We start from the raw sequence: 1,129 nt of genomic DNA on the forward strand, positions 1-1,129 counted from the left end.
ATGGGTGATGGCGTGCCTTTTGTAGAATGAACCGGCGAGTTACGATTTCATGCAAGGTTAAGCAGAAGATGCGGAGCCGCAGCGAAAGCGAGTCTGAACAGGGCGAATGAGTATGAGGTCGTAGACCCGAAACCAGGTGATCTACCCATGTCCAGGATGAAGGTGAGGTAACACTCACTGGAGGTCCGAACCCACGCACGTTGAAAAGTGCGGGGATGAGGTGTGGGTAGCGGTGAAATTCCAATCGAACCTGGAGATAGCTGGTTCTCTCCGAAATAGCTTTAGGGCTAGCCTCAAATGAAGAGTTCTGGAGGTAGAGCACTGTTTGGACTAGGGGCCCATCCCGGGTTACCGAATTCAGACAAACTCCGAATGCCAGAAACTTATATTTGGGAGTCAGACTGCGAGTGATAAGATCCGTAGTCAAGAGGGAAACAGCCCAGACCACCAGCTAAGGTCCCAAAGTTTACGTTAAGTGGAAAAGGATGTGGAGTTGCCCAGACAACCAGGATGTTGGCTTAGAAGCAGCCACCATTTAAAGAGTGCGTAATAGCTCACTGGTCGAGTGACTCTGCGCCGAAAATGTACCGGGGCTAAACGTAGCACCGAAGCTGTGGATTGATACCGTTGGTATCAGTGGTAGGAGAGCGTTCCAGGGGCGGTGAAGCCAGACCGGAAGGACTGGTGGAGCGCCTGGAAGTGAGAATGCCGGTATGAGTAGCGAAAGAAGGGTGAGAATCCCTTCCACCGAATGCCCAAGGTTTCCTGAGGAAGGCTCGTCCTCTCAGGGTTAGTCGGGACCTAAGCCGAGGCCGAAAGGCGTAGGCGATGGAGAACAGGTTGATATTCCTGTACCACCAAGCATCGTTTGAGTGATGGGGGGACGCAGGAGGATAGGAGATCACGCAGCTGGATACGCGTGTTTAAGCAGTTAGGCTGGAAATGAGGCAAATCCCGTTTCCGTGAAGGCTGAGCTGTGATGACGAGGGAAATTTAGTACCGAAGTCTTCGATTCCACACTGCCAAGAAAAGCCTCTAGCGAGATGTAAGGTGCCCGTACCGCAAACCGACACAGGTAGGCGAGGAGAGAATCCTAAGGTGAGCGAGTGAACTCTCGTTAAGGAACTCG

At 52.3% G+C, this 1,129-nt stretch carries 1 rRNA gene; it reads left to right on the plus strand.

Annotation, left to right across the window (positions count from 1 at the left end):
* A 23S ribosomal RNA gene (locus tag NLX67_RS22545) occupies window positions 1-1,129 on the plus strand; the annotation flags it as partial.

This window comes from Domibacillus sp. A3M-37 (assembly GCF_024213455.1).
In the GTDB taxonomy this organism is placed as follows: domain Bacteria; phylum Bacillota; class Bacilli; order Bacillales; family Domibacillaceae; genus Domibacillus; species Domibacillus tundrae.